Genomic DNA, 20750 nt, shown 5'->3' with positions numbered 1-20750 from the left:
TTTTTAATTCATGGAAAGATATGAAAAAAGCATGCCAAAAAAATAATTTGAAGCAAGAAGACGCTTTACTTTTTAGTCCCCCAGGATATGATATTCATCCCAAATTGAAAAGATGCATAATGGCTTGCCGCTAAATTTTGATAGGAAAGTAAATTATCTGCCATAACGTATACATTCACCGGACCTGCCTGTATGTTTAATCCAAGTCCCAAATTGGTATAGGTAAATTTATCTGCCGTATAGGTGGCCTTCAAAGCCAATATATTTCCAATTCTTCGGGTATAGAACCCAGTAATTGCGGCTTGGGGACCACGTGGTCTATTTATCATATAAAGTTGGGCACCAACAGAATTTCTGTATGCCGTACGCAACTCATTACCAGCCGTAGCACCTGCGGCACAATTACAGTTAATCTGTCCGCCCGTATTACCTACAGGCTGGCCAAAGTCATTACGAATGGATGCATACAGTTTTATAGGTCTAAAACTAATATAACTATTTGTATTCGTTGTAAATGGTATTGCCGCTTCTACTTCATCTACCAAATCTTGCCAAAAATCTGTATTTAAATTAGCAAAATCTTCAAGAATATCTATTTGTATACCTTCTACGGTTGCCCTACCGTTTAAGCTATAAACTTTAGTGTCATTGGAATGATGCATAAACCCAATATCCAAAATACTTCCGGTAAGTGTTGTGGTCTCTGATAAATGATAGGTAAAGCCTACATCAAGTCCAAGTCCTAAATCTCCTCCTAGAAATGCTCTTTTTATGAATTCATTGCCCACGGCATCATCATCGGCAGCTTGGTCCAAATCTTGAAAACCAGATGTTTGCAGTCTTAAGTCAGCACTTAAAGTCGATGCAATTCTATTATTCTGTCCTAATGTATTCCTAAAATAGCCGTTATTGGTAGAAGAACTATAATCAACAATGCCTGAATATATTTTTCCCCTTATCCCTAGGGTTAAATTTCTATCCATTTTTTTATTGATACCAAAATGCATTACATTGACCATAAATCCTCTGGATTTTAAGTCGCCCAGATCATATTCCCTATCCAATTGGTCTGCATTACCGTCAAAAATTAAGCTAGCATAATCTTGAGGCCAATATGTAATGTTATCCAACTCAAGATATCCACCAAAAGAATAAAAGATAGAAGGGTCAGATAATCGGAAACCACCATTGATATATTCTAGTTGTACCGTGGTGCTAAACTCATCTTTAGGAGTTAGTACATTCAATGCCCGCTCCCTTATTTTCAAGTTAATATCCAAACCGTCATCTGCAAATATATCATTGACAGAAATACCGTTGGACCCAGCATAACCTGATATACCTGACAGAAAAGGAATTCCTGCATACCATCTAAAATCGGTTTCCATTCCTGGATTCAAATTCAATGACTGTGGTATTTCATCGAAATCATAAAGAATCTGTTTGTTCTGGGCAGTAGAGACCAAAGTAAACAAAATTACAATTATGGGGAGAAAACGGGATAAACTCATCTTACCTCTAAAGTAAATTTAGCACTAGAACGTAGAATTATTGCTGGATCAGGTAAGCTGGATTCACTATCATTGTCACCAAGGTTAGTGGCATTCAATCTTATTTTTGAAGTATTTCTAATGATTTCCAAATTTTTGCCAGCTGGTCCGTAAGCAACGTTCCTGGTTAAAGTTGCCGTAGGTGCAGCGTCTGTCCTAAAAACTTCGGTATCTAGCACATTATCATTTTCGTCCAAAAACTCAAGAACAATTTCAATAGGCTTACTTGTAGTATTTTCAAGCTCATAGGTCAAAACCCCAGATAGCACCCTATTGGCAAAAACAGGTTCTGCAAAAGCATCAAAATTAAAATCCTGCGAGAAAAAGCTAATTCCAGAAATACGGTTGATAATGCTTTCCTGAGCCTTTACGTAAAATACGCTTGTTTCATAGGTTGGTGTAACCTGCAAATCATCCAACTGGTTAAAATCTTGCTTATCGCTACAAGAAAGCAACAATGCAAAAGCTAAAAAAACCGCTATGAAGTTACAAACCCCTTTTATCATCGTTAAAATTATAAGTAAAGAGGGCAAAACCTCCTATACTAACAACTCTATAAAATGGATTTTATTTCTTGTAGATCGTAAATTATGGGTGCTACATCATGTCTTTCTTCTTGGTGAGCATTAAAATGTAGCGTGTGTAGACCAACCGCCTTGGCCCCTAAAATATCCGCTTCTAAATTATCGCCGATCATTAAAGACTTCTCAGGCGCTACTCCTGCCCTATGCAAAGCAAGGTTAAAAATTATTGGATTTGGTTTTTTAACGCCAGCCATTTCAGAATTTATAATATGTTCAAAATAACTATGTATACCTGCGCCCACCAATTTTTTTTCCTGTACCTCCTGAAAGCCATTGGTAATAATATGCAGCCTATACTTTGGTTTTAAATATTCTAAAACCTCTATAGTGTTAGGAAATAAATGGTTAAATGAAGATAAATGATTAATGTACTCTTGAGACAACACATGGATTATGTTATCCGATATATTATAGGATAGCGTATCAAATACAGATTTTAAACGTTGATACCTTAATTCCTCCTTGGTAATTCTTTCTTCCCTATACATTTTCCAAAACCGTAAATTGGATGGTACATATACCTCTAAAAATTTGGAAAGATCAAGATTGATCTGCTGTGCGGCAAATATCTTTTGAAACGTATAGGCAGAATTCCGATCAAAATCCCATAAGGTATGATCAAGGTCAAAAAAAACATCGGTCACTTTATCCTTAAACATGTTGCTGTTTTATAATTTCCTCATAGAGCTTTAACCAATTTCTTTCGTCCTTGTTTCCCAAAAGCTCATTGGTAAACATAGTAATCAACCTACCATTTACATATTCTACATCTTCTTGAATTCTTTTCACCTGTTGCAATACCGCATCGTCTTTCTTGATTTTTGACAAGGCATAATCGTGAATGGCAAAAGGATGTACCTTTATGGGCTGTTTTACTTCCAAAGGAATATCGTAAAATTGAAAAGGGGTACATGTACCGGCACGGAAACCTAGTTCAAACGTGTACCCCATGGTATAATCATCTGTAAATTCCGCAGCAATTAAATTTCTATATGTTTCAGGCACATCTACCCTATTGTAACGCATTTTAGAATTATTTACCGGCCTATTGATGACCACCTCCAAGTTTGACTTCTCTTTTTTCAACAAATCTAGATTGGAAAAGGAACTATAGGAAGCCGCCAAGGAAACAGGAACATAGTCCGCTACATATTTAATGAGCGACTTAAATTTCATGCTATTTGTAGATACGTTCTTATCGTATTTGGAATAGTCCGCAAACTGGAAAAAAAAATTACATTTTACCTGATACTTTTTATGCATGGCAATCAATGCCTCAAAATTATCATATGGGTCTTTTAATCTTTTAAAACGAACAGCCATACGTTCATAAACCCGCTTTAATTTTAAAGTTCCAAGGTCCATTACCAAGCCCGCAAAACCACGCACAAAACCTCTATTGGCATAGCAATGAGAGGTAGCCACATCTATCACCGAAATATAATCATAAGCTCTGGCGGCATGCTCCAGACCCTCAAAACGTTCTTTTAAGGCCGCTAACAACTTATAGGCCCAAAGGTCAACTACAGGTTTTTGTAAGAAATCATTTTGATAAGCTATACTGTCCTTTGGTGAAAACCTACCATGAATATCCTTTACATGTGGCAAATATTCCTCATACCTGGCCAAAAGAAAAAAGCTTGCCGCAAAAATATCAAAGGGAACATTACTACGCTCTCCATTGGAAAAAAAACTCGGTATACCTTCCCAATCCCCAACACTTATCTGTACATCATTAATGCCCTGTTCAAAAAGTAGGTCATTGCTCCTAATAAAAAACTCATTCTGTAAGGGTTGTTTGGTATAGGTAATCTTAGGTCCGGTATGTCTTATAAATTCTTCTACCTTAGTGGTAAAATCAAGTTCAATACCCAAAATATTCACAAAGATATGCCTCATGATATAGGTAAGTCGGGGTGTTATTTTATGGGTATAGATCAATAACATTTAAAGCAATTTTTCATCTGCAAAGCTAAAATAACTTTTCTGGGTAATGATCAAATGGTCCAATACCTTTACATCCAAAGTTTCACTTGCCAATTTTATTTTTTGTGTAATCTGTTTATCTGCCGCACTGGGGCGCAATGTACCGGAGGGGTGGTTATGGGCCAGTATAATCGCTACGGCACCAAGTTCCAGGGCTTGTTTCATTACCAAACGAACATCTACCAGCGTACCGGTTATACCACCCTTACTCATTTGGGCCTTATGCAGCACCTTATTGGAGTTATTTAAGAAAAGAATCCAGAATTCCTCATGCTCCAACTCGCCCATTAAAGGGTGTAGCAAATGATAAACATCTTGGCTACTTGAAATTTTATTTACTTTCCGTGATTCTTCTCCCCTACGCCTTCTGCCCATTTCCAAGGCGGCCGCAATGGTAACGGCCTTTGCTTCCCCTATACCTTTAAAGGCCATTAATTGTTTAACAGAAAGTCTTCCCAATTCATTAAGGTTGTTATCTACGGATGCCAAAATGCGCTTAGATAGTTCTACAGCACTCTCTGACCTGCTTCCTGAGCCAATTAAAATTGCGATCAATTCTGCATCGGACAAAACAGAACGCCCTTTCTGCACAAGTTTTTCCCGTGGTTTATCATCATCGGACCAATTTTTAATGGAAAAGGATGTAGCTTTATCCGGCATAGGCTAAAGATACTGAACTAATTATTTTATACTAAATTTAAGCATCAATTAAAATAACTACCATGAAATCACTTTTAAACGAAGATGGCTATACAGATATAAAAGGTCGACTTAAAAACCTGAAGGAGGATGCTGATAGACAATGGGGCAAAATGTCCGTTGCACAGATGTGCTGGCATTGTCAATACCCTTTAAAATTGGCCGTAGAAAACCGTCCCAACACCTCTAAAGGGAATTGGTTCGTTAAGACCTTTTTCAAAAAATCATTGTATAACGATAAACCTTGGCGCAAAGGACTACCCACAGCTCCACAACTTAAAGCAAAAGAGGAGAAAAATTTTGAAGAAGAATATAATGTGCTTCATCAACTGATAGATGATTTTCACGAAACCAAAAGTCGCGAAAAATGGTATCCACATCCTGCATTTGGGGAATTCACCAAAGAACAATGGGGTCAATTGGAGTATAAGCACTTAGACCATCATTTAAGACAGTTTGGGCTATAAACCAGTAAGTGTGCAATTGTATTCTTACCCTAATTTACTACCAGTATTAAATATCTATAAAGAACTAAACCATAAGGTCCTTTAATCTATCTAACTGAAAACCACCATAATTTCCCGAACTCATTAAAAGTAGGGTAGAATTTTCATAGGTACTAGTTTCCAAAAACTGATGAAAGGAAGTTGCGTCCGTGAAAATTTCTACATCTTTACGTTGAAAAGCTTCCCTAATTTGTTCAGGTGTAACCGCTTCCAATTTTTTGATTGCTACAGATTCTGGCAGAAAGAAAATTACGGCCTGATCTGCTGCATCCAAAGCTCCTTTATACTCTTTTAAAAATTCTGGGTTAAAACTGCTATATGTATGTAGTTCCAAACATGCAATCAATTTTCTATCCGGATATTGTTCCTTTACGGCTTTGGTAGTGGCCGCCACCTTACTAGGTGAATGTGCAAAATCTTTATAAACGATACTAGTAGGACCTTCCGCTATTTTTTCCAAACGCTTGGAAGCCCCTTTAAATGTTGCAATGGCTTCATAGAAGTCATCCTCATCCACACCCATATTCTGACATATCCATTTAGCACCGGCCAAATTGCTCAGGTTATGTTTGCCAAAAACTTCTATAGGCATTGGCCCTTCTGACGTTTCTAGCAAAGTTTCGCCATTTTCCACACTATATTCAGGAGTGGAATACGGTAATTTTCTAATTGCATTTTCTGAGGCCTCTACCACTGCCTTTACGTTTTCATCCTCTTCGTTGTAGGTAATAGACCCTCCTTTAACAATACTGTCCACAAAAATGCTGAATTGCTCCACATAATTTTCAAAGGTGGGAAAAACGTTGATATGGTCCCAAGCAATGCCGCTCAATAATGCTATGTTAGGTTGATATAAATGGAACTTGGGCCTTCTATCTATGGGCGAGGACAGATATTCATCACCCTCCAAAACTATAAAATCGTTATGCTCCGTTAAATGTACCATACGGTCAAATCCGTCCAATTGAGCGCCTACCATATAATCCACATCAATTTCATGAAAATTAAGTACATGGAGTATCATAGATGTAATGGTTGTCTTGCCATGGCTGCCGCCTATGACCACCCTGGTTTTATTCTTTGATTGTTCGTAAAGAAATTCTGGATAAGAATAAATGGTAAGTCCCAATTCTTGGGCCTTTACCAATTCCGGATTGTCCGCCTTTGCATGCATACCCAAAACTATAGCATCTAGACCGGTGTCTATCTTTTTGGGGAACCAACCAAATTCTTCCGGCAATAAACCTTTTGCCTGCAATCTGGATTTTGAAGGCTCAAAAATAACATCATCACTTCCCGTTATTTGGTACCCCTTGTGCGCCAAGGCAAGTGCCAAATTATGCATTGCACTCCCCCCAATTGCTATAAAATGTATTCGCATTATTAAATTTTAGTTTTCAAAGATAGCCAATGTCCCCATAAACCGGATAATTATCCGAACACAGATGCTACTATTTTCGCTAAAGAAATTATGATTTGACCCACCCAATACAGACATCAAACGTATTTAACAACCATCTTTAATAGTATTCACCTTACAAATCTAGCAACTGACAACATATATTTTATCACACCACATGTACGAAATATCTTTAATATCGGAAATCAAGACCAACCAACCAATTCCCTTAAATGAACATTCTAAAATTAAGGTACCTTCTTGTATCATTCATATTCCTTAGTGGTTTTAGTTTGATGTACGGACAGTGCGCTGGCACAAATACAACAATAGATGTATGTACCAAAGACGACGATGTGGGCAACAGAAATTTTGACCTTTTTGCCCAATTGGGCGGAAGCCCCACAACCGGTGGTAGCTGGTCCACTACAAACCCTGCCAATTTTGTGGCGCTGAACCAAACAACAGGTATTGTAGATTTATGGAGGATAAACAATTACGGTGTACACCGTTTTACCTATACCAATGATGCTTGTGGCGAATCTGCAGTAGTAACCATAAACCTTGGCGGATACCCTGGGGAAGATAATATAGATGGCAGTGCCAATGCCTGTAGTGATGATTCCAGCGTTAACCTACATGGTTTTTTAGGCAGTAATATCGACGGTAAAGTACAAGATTTTAACGGGTTATGGGAAGAGGACCCCAGTACAGTTACCAATCAACTAGTAAATAATTATTTTAACGCACAGGCTGCAGGTCCCGGTATTTACATTTTCACCTATACCGTAGCAGAGGTTAGCAGTTGCGCCAGTAGAACATCTACTGTAATCTTAGAGGTGCACCCAGCGGCCAACCCTGGTATACCCAGCAGCCTAACTTTTTGCACGAACGAAGATTTCTCAGCCTATACAAATCTTGATTTAAACAGTAGATTAACAAATGCGGACCCCAACGGAACCTGGTCTGAAGACGGCACAAACCAATTAAGTGACCTAAACGATTCTTTCATAAATATTCAAGAAATTAATGAAAATTTTGGCTATGGCACCTATTCGTTTACCTATACCGTTTATCCTAGCCATCCTATATGCCAAGAGCGATCATCTGTGGTAAACATAAACATATTACCTGTTTTAGATGGGGAAATATCTACGGATAATGTATGTTTTGGATCAAGCTATGTTGTTGATTTATCCTATGACGATACTATATTACATAATGGAGAATTCATATTAACGTATACCGTTGACGGTGCAAGAGGTGAGGCAAATGCTACGTTGATAGATGGGAACGGTAGCTTTACCATTGATTCTGGTCTTGTACCCGTAAACCAAATGCTTAGCCTAGATATAATTAATGCTATAAGCATAAACCCTTTACGAGACGTATGCCCTACGGTAATTGTACCCGCCACTACCTTTCTAGTGGCAGATTCTAGTGTAAGCATACAGGATATTTGTGTAGATAATGATACTACGGCAAATTTTACCACAATTTTAGATGCAACTGGAAACTTGGCCAACGGAACTTTTAATATGGATTATACTTTAGTACAACCAGATGGAAGCAGTGCCAATTTTACTAATATTGAACTGCTATTTACCAATGGTAGCGCCTCTTTGAATCTACCCCGTAGTAATTTCACGGAAGATGGGCCCTATGAGGCCATTTTCTCTATTGCCAACACATTTTCAACCAATTGCCCTATTAGCGACACCATTACCGTAACCCCGGTACCAAGTGCCATTACATTAGATTTGCTAGTAGACAATAACTGCGATGCCACACAAATAGACGTATTAATAGACGCCCCTATATTGAGCAATGGTACCTATACCATTACCTATGATGTCACTGAAATAAATTCCAATACTGTCCTAACGACCAATACCATTAATTTTACGGGAGGAACAGCAGATTATCAAATTGATGTAGACGCATTGCCTGTAGGAAATTATATTGCAAGTGTTAGAAGCACGCAGAACGACACCACTCCATGTAGGCTTATTTTTGAGTTTGAAGAGTTTGAAAATTTTTCAAGAGGTGGCGTACCAGAACCACCACAGGCCGCTCCCAATCAAACCTTCTGTTTAAGCGATTTTTCAAGCGAACCAACGTTAATGGATATTGAGGTTACCGCCTCTGGCGACCTTTTATTCTATGCTACGGAAACTGACAACGACATTTTACCCATAACCACCTTACTTGAAAGCGGTGAGGATTATTTTATATCCAACACCGACCCGGCAAATAATTGTGAGGGGTCCAATAGGGTACAGGTAACGGTACTACTTAGTAATCCTGATGGACCAACAAGTTCTAATACCACACCGTTGTTTTGTGCAGAAGAAAACCCTACACTATCAAATATTGTAATAGACGCGCCTATAGGAAGTACCATTGTTTGGTTTGATGCTGCCGTTAATGGGAACGCATTAGAGGCATCAACAATATTAGTGGATGGCCAATCATATTTTGCTGCAATAAACAATGAACAAAATTGTACAAGCACAGAGCGATTAGAAATAACACCAACGGTAATTTCTGTTGCACCTACGGAGTTATCAGCAACATCCTTAATTGCTTGCGGATTAGATAACCCAACAATACTGGAACTTAGGGCACTAGAAAACGAAGTGGACAATGACGTTTTTTGGTATACCGTTGAAACTGGCGGAACAGCTCTTACCAATGATGTTCTATTAATTACCAACACTATATATTATGCAGAAAATTACAATGCCACAACCGGATGCACCTCTGCAACCCGTGTTCCTGTAGACGTAGAGTTGAGCAATTGCGATCCAGAAAATTATGATTTTTTTATCCCTGACGGATTTTCGCCCAACGCAGACAACCGTAACGATACCTTCTTTGTTCCAAATATAGAAACCATATTTCCTGATTACACAATAGAAATCTTAAACCGATACGGTACTACCCTATTTAGAGGTGACAGAAACAATCCTGCTTGGGACGGTAGTAACGGGTCTTCTATGGCACCGAACGGAGTCTATTTTTATATCATCAATTACAACAAAGACAATTTAGAACCTGTACAAGGAAGATTTTATTTAAACAGATAATCCATGCAAAACAAAATACATAACCTAAGGATTATTTGCATGCTAATGCTGCTCTTCCTTAGTAAAACTTATGGCCAACAAGATCCACAGTATACCCAGTATATGTACAATATGAACGTGGTGAACCCTGCCTATACAACCAACCAACCGGGCATGCTGAATTTTGGAACGTTGTATAGAACCCAATGGGAAAATGCAGTTGGTGCGCCAAAAACTCTAACATTTTTTGCCCATACACCGTTTTCAGAGAAAATTGAAATGGGCGCCTCAATAATATCGGATGATATTGGCGATGGTTCATTAAAAGAAAATAACATCTATGTAGATTTTGCATACATTCTTAAGCTCACCGAAAAAAGTAATTTGAGTTTAGGTCTAAAAGGAGGGGTCACTACATTTGAAACCAATTTTAACGGATTTAGATTACCCGAAGTACAAGATGACCCGGCTTTTAACGAAAACATAAACAATACCTTCCCCAATGTGGGCATTGGAGCTTTTTATACAAGAGAGAAATTTTATGCCGGTGTATCCATTCCTAATGTTTTGACCTCAAAACATATTGAAAACAAGGATGGTATAACTAGACTAGGTGCAGAAGCCATACATTTTTTCGGAATGGCCGGCTACGTTTTCCAGATCAATTCAGATTTAAAATTAAAACCCTCCATTTTGACTAAAAAGGTAAAAGGAGCACCAATTACGGCAGACATTTCCTTGAACGCGTTGTTCAATAACCGTTTTGAGGGTGGTGTGTCTTATCGTTTAGATGATTCTGTAAGTGCCATGTTCAATATTGCCGTTGTACCTGCAATACGAATTGGATATGCCTATGACTACACTCTATCTAACCTTGGGGCGTTCAATGATGGTTCACATGAAATATTCGTATTGTTCAATTTAGACCTTTGGGGACTTAAAAAGGGCTATGACAAATCTCCTAGATTCTACTAAAATGAAAAATATACTACTAACATTTATCGCAGTATTTGGAGTTTTACAGAGCACTTGGGCGCAACAAGACGTAAAACGAGCCAATGATCTTTTTGAAAAAGCCCATTATGCAGATGCCATAGCACTATATGAAGCAGCTTTACCTGCTAATAAGAGTAAAATACTCATAGCCAATTTGGCAGATGCATACTATCATACATTTAACGTAAATGCCGCTGCACGTTGGTATCGCTATCTAATTTCCAATTATGGAGAATCCGTTGATGAAGTCTACTATTTTAGATTAAATCAATCTTTAAAGGCCATAGGCGAATATGATGAAGCAGAAAAAGTGCTGAGTGATTATTATTCAAAAAAAGGACAGTCCGATAATTTGCAACGATTAAGGGAATCTTCTACATATCTTGAAAATGTAAAAGCAATAGGCGAGCGTTTTGATATTGAAAACAGTGCCTTGAATACGGGAACATCAGAATTTGGTGCCATGCAAATTGGTAATGAACTTTGGTATACGGCCACGCATAAAAAATCGAATTCAAAAACCTATAGGTGGAACAACCAACATTACTTGGATATTTACACCCATCCGTTAGATAAACAAATGCTTGGAGATAGCTTAAGTAGTGAACTTTACGGGCAAGTAAATTCACGCTTACACGAAGGGCCGTTTACCATATCAGCTGATGGTAAAACCCTTTATTTTACCAGGAACAATTTCAAAAATGGAAAGCGAAAGACCGATGATAAGAAAATATCAAATCTAAAAATTTATCGTGCAAGCTTAGAAAATGGCGAATGGAAGCAAATAACGGAGCTACCCTTTAATAGTGATGAATATTCCAATGAACACCCAACACTTAATGCTAACGGAACAAAACTGTATTTTGCATCTGACAGGCCAGGTGGCTATGGTTCGTTCGATATTTACGAAGTTACCATACAGGCTGACAATTCCTTTAGTACTCCTGTAAATTTAGGGCCAATAATTAATACCGATAAAAAGGAACAATTTCCTTTTCTATCACCAGATGGCACTTTATATTTTTCGTCTAACGGACACCCAGGTTTTGGCTTATTGGATGTTTTTATTTCCAAAAATATTAAAGGTAAATGGCAACGACCAGATAATTTGGGACAACCTGTCAACAGCGGTTATGATGATTTTTCCTATGTATTGAACAGAGATAATAAAACGGGATACTTTGCGTCTAATAGACCCACGGGAAAAGGCAGTGATGATATTTATGAGTTCACCATTACCAAAGATTTAATTATAGAAGATTGCAAACAATTCATCACAGGAATTATAACCGACCGCACCACCAAACAACCACTTGCCCAGGTAAGGGTTCAATATTTGGATAATGCAAACAACCTCATTGAAACGGTTACCACCAAAGAAGATGGAGCATTTTATTTTAATGCCGATTGCGAAACTGCCTATACCCTAAAAGCGGAAAAAGCTGGTTATGAACCAAATAATAAAAACATAATTACCAATAAAGAACGCAATGCCACTAATGATGCGTCCATGGACTTATATTCCATAACGGAGCGTGAAAAAATCAAGGCCATTGCCGAGCAAAAAAAGCTAGCGGAAGAAAAAGCGCGTGCGGAAGCCTTGGCCATTAAAAAACTTGAGGAAGAAAAAAAGGCAGCACAACTATTGGCACAGCGTACTTTAGAGGAAAAAGAGCGCAAGGCAAAAGAACGCCTTCAAGAGAAAGTTAGGACAGAACAGGCCATAGCCAAAAAAATAGAAAATGCCCTAGCCAATGAATCTGCCTTGGTCAAGGAAACCGACCGTACTATAATTAAAACAGAGGAAATTCATTTTGATTATAGCCTTTGGTACTTAAGAAGGGAATCTAGGGAGCGCTTAAAAACGGTCATAGATGTAATGAAGAACAACCCGGGAATTATTATTGAAATAGGAACCCATACCGATATTAGGGGAAATGGAAAATATAATAAGGACCTTTCTCAAAAACGTGCAGATTCCGCCAAGGAGTTCTTAGTTAAAAACGGTATTGAATCCGGTAGGATCGTATCTAAAGGATATGGGGAATCTAAGCCAATTGTAAAATGTGCCACAGAGCAAGATTGTACCGAAGAGGACCATGAATGGAACCGTAGGTGCGAGTTTGTGGTCATAGGTTGGGATTACAACAGCGAAAAACCATAAAGAATATACCTGTTAAAAAGAAAACCTCCTTGGAATTCCCAAGGAGGCTTTTCTTTTGTAATCCTTTAATTTATCTTAGTATGCTAAAACATCATTTTATGAGCTTAAACCTTGTCAATATTCCTTCTAAGGAAATTATGCCCGGCTATCATGGCAAATTAATACATACCCAAAATATGAGTTTGGCATTCTGGGAGGTAAAAAAAGATGCCGTAGTACCGGAACATGCCCATATGAACGAACAGATTATGCATGTTATGGAGGGTGATTTTGAATTTACATTGGATGGCAACACCCAAATTTACGGTCCGGGAGATATTGTCATTATTGCACCTCATCAAAAACATAGCGGTAAAGCTTTGACAGATTGTAAATTATTGGATGTATTTAGCCCTACACGTGATGAATACAGATAGTCAGTAAATCAATTCCCAATTTGTAATAAAAAAAGGACAACTACAAACCCTAAACACAACTTAGAACATGAACATTTCCTTACAAGATAAAAAAGCATTGGTGGGTGGTAGTAGTGGTGGCATAGGCAAAGCAATTGCCCAGCAGTTGGCTGCAAGTGGTGCAAGCGTTACCTTAATGTCCCACAGTAAAGAAAAGCTACAAAATATTGTTGCCGAACTACCAACTGACCAAGGGCAACAGCATCAATTTATAGTGGTAAATTTTAATGATTTTAATGGGTTTCAGCAGCTTATGCGCAACTACTTCAATCATAATACCGTAGATATTTTGGTCAATAATACCCAAGGTCCGTCAGCAGGTTCCACGTTGGAAAAAAAAGTTCCAGATTATCAAGAAGCTTTTGATTTACTTTTTAAAACGGTGGTGTTTACTACAGAATTGGCAATGCAACATATGATATCACAAAATTGGGGACGTATCATCAATGTAGCCTCCGTATCAGTAAAAGAACCGTTATCCTATTTAGCACTATCCAATTCTATACGTGCTGCAGTGGTCACATGGGCAAAATCATTGGCTACGGATGTTGGTCAATACCACATTACGGTAAACAATGTTTTAACAGGATATTTTGACACCGATCGTATTGCGCAGCTAAATGCAAAAAAAGCGGAGCAACTAGGAATACCGCAAAGTCAGGTAAGAGAGGAAATGGAGTCCAAAGTAGCTCTAAAACGTATAGGCGACCCAAAGGAATATGGTTATTTGGCCACTTTTCTCGCCTCTGACAATGCTGCATACATAACTGGAACAAATATTCCTATAGATGGCGGACTTTTAAAATCCATGTAATCGCATTCAAGAAATTATGTTCATGTTTGTTGGAAATCCACATGTTACATGGGTAATAAAAATTATTTATGCACTTAATGAATGCTGTGCACAAGAAAAAACAGCAGTAAAAAAGTACATCATTCTAAAATAGGAAATGATCACTTCGCATACCTTCATTTTTTATTTAGAAATCCATCCGAGTTTATTGAATTAGCTAAGCACCCTAAATATAGAGGGCGTACCCATATAATTTGGAGAAATAGTCATACTCACTAATCCAAAAATACCTTTTACTAATTTTAGATTGATTGAATAATTTAATTGGCACAGTTTTGTATTGTAATTTTACTATGATGAAAAAACTATATTTAATTTTAACAGTATTCATGTGTTCACAATTTGGTAATGCCCAGCAAAATGATGCCTACAATCAACTTTGGAAGCAAGTTGATGCACATGAGCAGGAAAAAAGAACCAAATCTGCATTAAAACTGGTAGAAAATATATTTACCAAAGCAAAAGAAGAGAACAACAGCATACAGACCATAAAGGCGTTACTTCACAAGTCTAACTACGCCATGACGCTTGAAGAGAATGCCAAATTAAATATCATCAATGAATTCAAATCTGAAATTGAAATTGCAGATTCGCCTACCAAACAAATTCTACACAGTCATTTAGCCAATTTATACTGGCAACATTTTCAAAACAACAGGTATAGATTTTACAATAGAACAACTACGAAAAACAAGGTAGATTCCGTAGATTTTAGAACCTGGGACCTTAATACATTATTTAAGGAAATAGATATACATTTTTCTGCATCGTTAGATGATGCGGAGAAAACCCAAAGTTTACCTATTTCAGATTTTGATGAAATACTATATACTGAAGAAGAAAGCAGAATATACAGACCCACCCTATATGATCTATTGGCACATACCGCTTTAAAGTTTTATACCACTAGCGAAAACAATATTAACAAAGCTGCCGATGCTTTTGAAATTGAAGATGAAGCGATTTTATGTGAAGCATATACGGCTAGCTTCTTAAGTATTGATAAAACGGGTACACTATCGCTACAAGCAAAGGCATTAGGCATTTACCAAGAATTAGTGGCGTTTCACTTTGGCAATCCAGATATGAATCCTTTGGTATTCGTTGATATTGAACGGCTAAATTTTATTCATAGTCATGCAACATTCAGCAATAAGGACAACCTGTTCTTAGAGGTACTTGAAAACTCCGCAGAACATATTAATCATAGTCCGCTTTCTGGGTTATACACCTATGAAATTGCTAAATACTACCAAAAAATAGGGCAAACTTATGAGCCTTTAACCCAAACCGACCATCAATGGAAACTTAAAGAAGCCGTTGATCTTTGCGACAGTGTCATTGCACGTTTTCCCAATAGTTTAGGGGCTGAAAAATGTATGGCTTTAAAATCTCAAATTCAAGAAGTATCAATACGTCTAAAAGCGGAGGAACATATACCAACCCAAACTACCAGCAGGCTTTTGGTCCATTACAAGATTATTGAAAACCTGAGTTTAAATGCATATAAAATCACACAGAAACAACTTAAAACATTAAAAGAGTTGTATCCGGATGCTGAAAAGGAATCCTTTATCAAAAAATTACCGGTATCCAAATCATGGTCTGCAGACTTAAAAACAGTGCATGATTACCAATTACATAGCACAGAGATCAAGCTTCCTGCCCTAGAAAACGGAGTATACATATTGGCAGCTGAATCTACGAATGAGAAAAAACCAGTTTTTAGCTACACTACGGTACAAGCAACGGATTTCGCCATTGTAGAAACCCAAACCAATACACATCAGTATTACCAGATAATCGATAGGAATAATGGGAAACCCATTACCAATGCCACCATACAATTGAGCTACCGTAAAAACTACCAAGACGGATTAAAAAGTGAATCTTTTGTATCTGATAAAACAGGATTTATTTCAATTGAAAAAAACAAGAACAATTGGAACAACGTAAGCATCATTGTCAAAAAAGATAAAAACACTGCCTATTTTGGCGAATATTATATCAGCAGAAGCTACCAACAGAATAGCGCTAACATAAATTATTCGTGTTTTCTATTTACCGACCGTAGTATTTATAGACCAGGTCAGCCCGTTTTTTTTAAAGGAATAGCCATTAGTCAAGATGATGGGGTATCCAACATTTTAGAAAGCACCAGTGTTCAAGTAACATTGAGTGACGTAAACGGTCAAGAAATTGAAACACTTCATTTAAAGACCAACGAATATGGTTCTGTATCAGGTGAATTCATGCTCCCAACTTCCGGACTTACAGGTCAGTTTTCAATTCGCGCATATTCAGATAAATTAAATATTAACGGATATACCAATATATCTGTAGAAGAGTATAAACGACCAAAATTTGAAACAAATTTTGAGCCGATTACAGAGACGTACAAAGTAAACGACAGTATCAGTGTTAAAGGTAAGGCAACGGCATATGCAGGTAGTGTTATTTCAGATGCCAAAGTAGTTTACCGTGTAAAACGTGTGGTGAATTTTCCCCTCTGGTATTATTGGTCCAGACCATATTTTAATAGTTCTTCTCAAGAAATTGTACAAGGGGAAACCGTTACAGATGCATCCGGTAATTACGAAATCACTTTTAAGGCGATACCTGACAATAGCATTAAAAAAGAAAACCTACCCACTTTTAACTACGAAGTTACCGCCGATGTTACCGATATCAATGGCGAAACACGAAGCACCGTTACCAATGTAGCCGTAGGTTATCATGCATTGAACGTAGATGTAATAGTCGCCAATACAATAGACAAAACTCTAAAAAATAACGACTTCAATATTGAGAGTACAAATTTAAATGGCCAATTTGTGGCAGCCAGTGGCGAAGTAAGCTTATACAAACTACAGGCACCCAATCAGGTTTTACGCCAAAGACCTTGGGCAGCACCGGACTATGCCGGTTTTACCCCAAAAGAATTCAAAACTCTTTATCCGCATGACGCCTTTAATAATGAGGACGACCCTAACCAGTGGGAAAAAGGAAAAATGGTCTGGTCATCTAAATTTGATACTGGCGAATCAAATAAGATAAGTTTCGGGAAAACCAAAAATTGGGAGTCTGGAAAATACAAGCTAGAACTGACCTCAAAAGATAAATTTGGACAAATAGTGAAAGATGTTGCCATCATTACCTTTACCGGTAATGAAAATACCCTGGCAGATAATCAATTGTTCCAGATAAAAACGGATAAGCAGCAATACCAGGTTGGAGACAAGGCACAGATTACCTTTCTTTCCAGTGCCGAAAATCTGAATATTACCGTTGTGGTCGAAAAAGACCAAAAGGTTTATAAGGAAAAAGTAATTACACTCAACAATAATTCCCAAACCATTACTGTACCTGTTACCGAAAATGATTTAGGCGGATTCTTGGTATCCTATAGCTATGCATTTGCCAATGATTTTGAAGCGAGTAATTATATGGTTGCCGTGCCCTACCCTTCTAGCGATCTTCAAATAGAAACCATGACATTTAGGGACAAAATTGCCCCTGGTGCAGAAGAAACTTGGTCATTTAAAATAAAAGGACCTAAAGGCGAAAAAGTAAGTGCCGAGCTATTAGCAAGTATGTACGATGCTTCTTTAGACCAGTTTAAACCCCACGCTTGGTATTTTAATCCGTTAAGCAAGCCAAATTATTATTCGCAAAGAAGAGTAAATGCGTACAGAAGTTTTTCTACTATTGACTTCCAAACATTTGCGCACAATACCAACCATAAATATCCAAATATACAATTTGATGCTTTTGATATGTTTGGTCTAAATTTTGGAAATTTCGGTAATTTCTTTGAATCACGAAAAATATCTAGATCGGCCGCACCAACAGGCATGATGACGGATAATGCCATGTTAGAAGAAGTGGTTACTGTTGGTTATGCAGCTAATGATGTAGAAAGTGAGTTATCCGGAAAAGTTGCGGGGGTTGATATTACGGATCCCAAAGCAGAAACAGAAGAAACGCTACAAACAGATTTTGAATCAGTAAAAATTAGAAAGAATCTTCAAGAAACCGCTTTCTTCTTTCCCCAATTAAAGACTGATAAAGAAGGAAATGTTTCGTTCAACTTCACTTCTCCTGAAGCTTTGACCCGTTGGAACGTACAACTTTTGGCGCATACCAAAGAACTGGAAAGTAGTATTACCAAATTAAATACCGTCACCCAGAAAGAGTTAATGGTCATACCAAATGCTCCTCGCTTTTTACGTGAAGGGGACACCATTACCATAAGCACCAAAATTTCCAATTTAACACAAAAATTATTATCCGGTCAGGCAAAGTTAGAACTGACAGATGGACTAACTGGTACAGATATTACTAAAGAATTGATGGAATCGCCAGATATTCTTGAAGCAAAATCCTTTGAAGTAGACACTATGGGAAACACCCAAGTTTCTTGGCGTCTTAAAATACCTGAAGGATTGCAAACTGTTCAATACAAAGTCATTGCAAAAGCTGGTGATTTCTCCGATGGTGAACAAAATATGTTGCCCGTTTTGTCTAACAGAACATTAGTAACCGAAACCTTACCCATGTGGGTTCGTAGTAATCAAACCAAAACGTTAACTCTTGATAAATTAAAGAACACGAATTCGGCGTCTTTAAAACATCACAAACTGACTTTGGAGATGACTTCCAATCCTGCGTGGTATGCAGTACAAGCCTTGCCTTACTTAATGGAGTACCCTTATGATTGCAACGAGCAAACGTTCTCAAGATACTATGCCAATTCACTAGCAAGTTATATAGCCAATAGTAACCCAAGAATACAAGAAGTGTTCGATCAATGGGCAAGTTCTGATGCCTTATTGAGCAATCTTGAAAAGAATGAAGAATTAAAGTCTTTATTAGTTCAAGAAACACCTTGGTTACGAGATGCACAATCTGAAAGCGAGCAAAAGAAAAGAATAGGCTTGTTGTTCAATATAAACAAAATGAAAAACGAGCAGCAATCGGCTTTGAACAAGCTTATTCAGAATCAGAATTCAAACGGAGCTTGGGCATGGTTCAACGGTGGACCAGATAACAGATATATTACCCAACATATCGTTACGGGCATGGGGCATTTGAACAAATTAACTACCTCTGAAGACACCAATACAGATGATTTATCAATTTCATTCAATTCTAAATCAGAAATGATTAGAAAAGCAATTGACTATCTCGATAACGAATTCGTTAAGGAATATGAAGAGATGAAGAAACATACCTCTAATATAAATGATGACCACCTAAGTGCAAATCAGGTTCATTATTTATACATGAGAAGCTTCTTCAAAGATATTGAAACGTCTAAAAAAGTAGACAAAATCATTGCTTATTATATTGAACAAGCCAAAAAATACTGGACAAAAAGAGGATTGTATGCCCAAGGAATGTTAGCATTAACATTTCAAAGAACGGATGATACAAAAACAGCTTCAAAAATAATTCAGGCTTTAGAAGAAAATAGCATTACCAATGATGAATTGGGCATGTACTGGAAAAGCAATACCAGTTCTTGGTTTTGGCATCAAGCACCTATAGAAACACAAGCTTTATTGATTGAAGCATTTTCTGAAATTCGACCTACCGATATTGAGACTATAGATAATCTTAAAATCTGGTTATTAAAAAATAAGCAGACCAACCAATGGAGCACCACCAAAGCAACTACCGAAGCAGTGTATGCATTGCTATTGCAAGGAAGCAATTGGTTATCGGTAACCGATGCAGTCGATGTCTTGATTGGAGGGGAACAATTGGAGCCTTCTACATTGGAGGATGTTAAAATTGAAGCAGGCACAGGGTATTTTAAAACTTCTTGGAATACTGCCGAAATAACTCCTAAAATGGGCGAAGTACAAATAAGTAAAAAAGGAAACGGTATAGCTTGGGGCGCATTGTACTGGCAATATTTTGAGGATTTGGACAAAATAACCAGTGCAGAGACTCCACTACAATTAAAGAAAAAAATCTTTTTGAAGAAGAATACCGATACTGGGGAAGTAATTTCCGAAGTAATGGATAATACTGCTTTAAAAGTAGGAGATTTGGTTAAAATAAGAATAGAGCTACGATCGGACAGAGATATGGAGTTTATACATATGAAAGATATGAGAGCGGCAGGTTTTGAGCCCGTTAACGTAATTTCTAGATATAAATGGCAAGACGGATTGGGGTATTACGAAAGCACGAAAGATGCTAGCACCAATTTCTTTTTTGACTATTTACCAAAAGGCGTCTATGTCTTTGAATATGATGTACGGGTAAACAATTCAGGTAATTTCAGTAACGGTATTACAACAATTGAAAGCATGTACGCCCCAGAATTTACTAGTCATAGTGAAGGAGTACGAGTTTCTGTAGAAAATTAACCTCATTACGAACGTAGTGAAGTAATCTGTTTGTTAACTGACTAAAATTAACTCGCAAACATGAACAGACAAATTGCTTCGTCGCGAAAAACTCCTCGCAATGACGAACT

Annotated in this window: 13 protein-coding genes; 7 read left to right on the top strand and 6 right to left on the bottom strand. The window is 37.5% G+C overall.

Annotated elements, in window-relative coordinates:
* Positions 1 to 65: 65 nt before the first annotated feature.
* The 5 genes from ABVM52_RS11405 to radC are packed head-to-tail and all read right to left on the bottom strand — an operon-like array spanning position 66 to position 4780.
* On the bottom strand, positions 66 to 1511 hold the full coding sequence (locus ABVM52_RS11405; protein WP_405380582.1) for a DUF5723 family protein: 1446 nt from the start codon (positions 1509 to 1511) through the stop codon (positions 66 to 68).
* The gene (locus ABVM52_RS11400) at positions 1508 to 2056 is read right to left on the bottom strand and encodes a hypothetical protein (RefSeq protein ID WP_405380580.1); all 549 of its coding nucleotides are present in this window, start codon (positions 2054 to 2056) and stop codon (positions 1508 to 1510) included. The genes ABVM52_RS11405 and ABVM52_RS11400 overlap by 4 nt, the downstream gene beginning before the upstream one ends.
* A gap of 47 nt (positions 2057 to 2103) precedes the next feature.
* Positions 2104 to 2793, bottom strand: coding sequence for a YjjG family noncanonical pyrimidine nucleotidase (locus ABVM52_RS11395; protein WP_405380578.1), 690 nt, complete (start codon positions 2791 to 2793; stop codon positions 2104 to 2106).
* Positions 2786 to 4033 carry a polysaccharide deacetylase family protein gene (locus ABVM52_RS11390; protein WP_405380576.1) on the bottom strand — a complete coding sequence of 416 codons (1248 nt, stop codon included), beginning with the start codon at positions 4031 to 4033 and terminating at the stop codon, positions 2786 to 2788. Before ABVM52_RS11390 ends, ABVM52_RS11395 begins: the two co-directional genes overlap by 8 nt.
* A 48-nt stretch (positions 4034 to 4081) precedes the next feature.
* Positions 4082 to 4780 carry a DNA repair protein RadC gene (gene radC / locus ABVM52_RS11385; protein WP_405380574.1) on the bottom strand — a complete coding sequence of 233 codons (699 nt, stop codon included), beginning with the start codon at positions 4778 to 4780 and terminating at the stop codon, positions 4082 to 4084.
* 62 nt (positions 4781 to 4842) lie between these two features.
* On the opposite strand from radC, the gene ABVM52_RS11380 reads away from it, so the two are divergent.
* Positions 4843 to 5286: a DUF1569 domain-containing protein gene (locus ABVM52_RS11380; protein WP_405380572.1), complete on the top strand. Its 444-nt coding sequence runs from the start codon at positions 4843 to 4845 to the stop codon at positions 5284 to 5286.
* 64 nt (positions 5287 to 5350) lie between these two features.
* Here the strand turns inward: ABVM52_RS11380 and ABVM52_RS11375 are convergent, their stop codons facing one another.
* Positions 5351 to 6706 carry a UDP-N-acetylmuramate--L-alanine ligase gene (locus ABVM52_RS11375; RefSeq protein WP_405380570.1) on the bottom strand — a complete coding sequence of 452 codons (1356 nt, stop codon included), beginning with the start codon at positions 6704 to 6706 and terminating at the stop codon, positions 5351 to 5353.
* A gap of 251 nt (positions 6707 to 6957) precedes the next feature.
* On the opposite strand from ABVM52_RS11375, the gene ABVM52_RS11370 reads away from it, so the two are divergent.
* The 6 genes from ABVM52_RS11370 (at position 6958) to ABVM52_RS11345 (ending at position 20640) form a co-directional block, all read left to right on the top strand.
* Positions 6958 to 9813, top strand: coding sequence for a gliding motility-associated C-terminal domain-containing protein (locus ABVM52_RS11370; RefSeq protein WP_405380568.1), 2856 nt, complete (start codon positions 6958 to 6960; stop codon positions 9811 to 9813).
* 3 nt (positions 9814 to 9816) lie between these two features.
* Positions 9817 to 10767: a type IX secretion system membrane protein PorP/SprF gene (locus ABVM52_RS11365; protein ID WP_405380566.1), complete on the top strand. Its 951-nt coding sequence runs from the start codon at positions 9817 to 9819 to the stop codon at positions 10765 to 10767.
* 1 nt (position 10768) lies between these two features.
* Positions 10769 to 12952 (top strand): OmpA family protein, encoded by a 2184-nt coding sequence (locus ABVM52_RS11360; protein WP_405380565.1) that lies wholly within the window; start codon positions 10769 to 10771, stop codon positions 12950 to 12952.
* Positions 12953 to 13050: 98 nt separating this feature from the next.
* The gene (locus tag ABVM52_RS11355) at positions 13051 to 13368 is read left to right on the top strand and encodes a cupin domain-containing protein (RefSeq protein WP_405380563.1); all 318 of its coding nucleotides are present in this window, start codon (positions 13051 to 13053) and stop codon (positions 13366 to 13368) included.
* Between the two features lie 67 nt (positions 13369 to 13435).
* On the top strand, positions 13436 to 14221 hold the full coding sequence (locus tag ABVM52_RS11350; RefSeq protein WP_405380561.1) for an SDR family oxidoreductase: 786 nt from the start codon (positions 13436 to 13438) through the stop codon (positions 14219 to 14221).
* A 368-nt stretch (positions 14222 to 14589) separates the two neighbouring features.
* Positions 14590 to 20640 carry an alpha-2-macroglobulin family protein gene (locus tag ABVM52_RS11345; RefSeq protein WP_405380559.1) on the top strand — a complete coding sequence of 2017 codons (6051 nt, stop codon included), beginning with the start codon at positions 14590 to 14592 and terminating at the stop codon, positions 20638 to 20640.
* Positions 20641 to 20750: the final 110 nt, after the last annotated feature.

This window comes from Maribacter sp. LLG6340-A2 (assembly GCF_045057105.1).
Lineage (GTDB): Bacteria > Bacteroidota > Bacteroidia > Flavobacteriales > Flavobacteriaceae > Maribacter.
This window is presented reverse-complemented; position numbering and strand designations above follow the sequence as displayed.

Excerpts from the sequence above, each read along its gene's own strand:
- ABVM52_RS11365 (WP_405380566.1), top strand. The coding sequence starts at position 9,817 with ATGCAAAACAAAATACATAACCTAAGGATTATTTGCATGCTAATGCTG.
- ABVM52_RS11350 (WP_405380561.1), top strand. The coding sequence starts at position 13,436 with ATGAACATTTCCTTACAAGATAAAAAAGCATTGGTGGGTGGTAGTAGT.
- ABVM52_RS11380 (WP_405380572.1), top strand. The coding sequence starts at position 4,843 with ATGAAATCACTTTTAAACGAAGATGGCTATACAGATATAAAAGGTCGA.
- radC (WP_405380574.1), bottom strand. The coding sequence starts at position 4,780 with ATGCCGGATAAAGCTACATCCTTTTCCATTAAAAATTGGTCCGATGAT.
- ABVM52_RS11345 (WP_405380559.1), top strand. The coding sequence starts at position 14,590 with ATGTGTTCACAATTTGGTAATGCCCAGCAAAATGATGCCTACAATCAA.
- ABVM52_RS11390 (WP_405380576.1), bottom strand. The coding sequence starts at position 4,033 with ATGAGGCATATCTTTGTGAATATTTTGGGTATTGAACTTGATTTTACC.
- ABVM52_RS11405 (WP_405380582.1), bottom strand. The coding sequence starts at position 1,511 with ATGAGTTTATCCCGTTTTCTCCCCATAATTGTAATTTTGTTTACTTTG.
- ABVM52_RS11355 (WP_405380563.1), top strand. The coding sequence starts at position 13,051 with ATGAGCTTAAACCTTGTCAATATTCCTTCTAAGGAAATTATGCCCGGC.
- ABVM52_RS11370 (WP_405380568.1), top strand. The coding sequence starts at position 6,958 with ATGAACATTCTAAAATTAAGGTACCTTCTTGTATCATTCATATTCCTT.
- ABVM52_RS11395 (WP_405380578.1), bottom strand. The coding sequence starts at position 2,793 with ATGTTTAAGGATAAAGTGACCGATGTTTTTTTTGACCTTGATCATACC.
- ABVM52_RS11400 (WP_405380580.1), bottom strand. The coding sequence starts at position 2,056 with ATGATAAAAGGGGTTTGTAACTTCATAGCGGTTTTTTTAGCTTTTGCA.
- ABVM52_RS11360 (WP_405380565.1), top strand. The coding sequence starts at position 10,769 with ATGAAAAATATACTACTAACATTTATCGCAGTATTTGGAGTTTTACAG.
- ABVM52_RS11375 (WP_405380570.1), bottom strand. The coding sequence starts at position 6,706 with ATGCGAATACATTTTATAGCAATTGGGGGGAGTGCAATGCATAATTTG.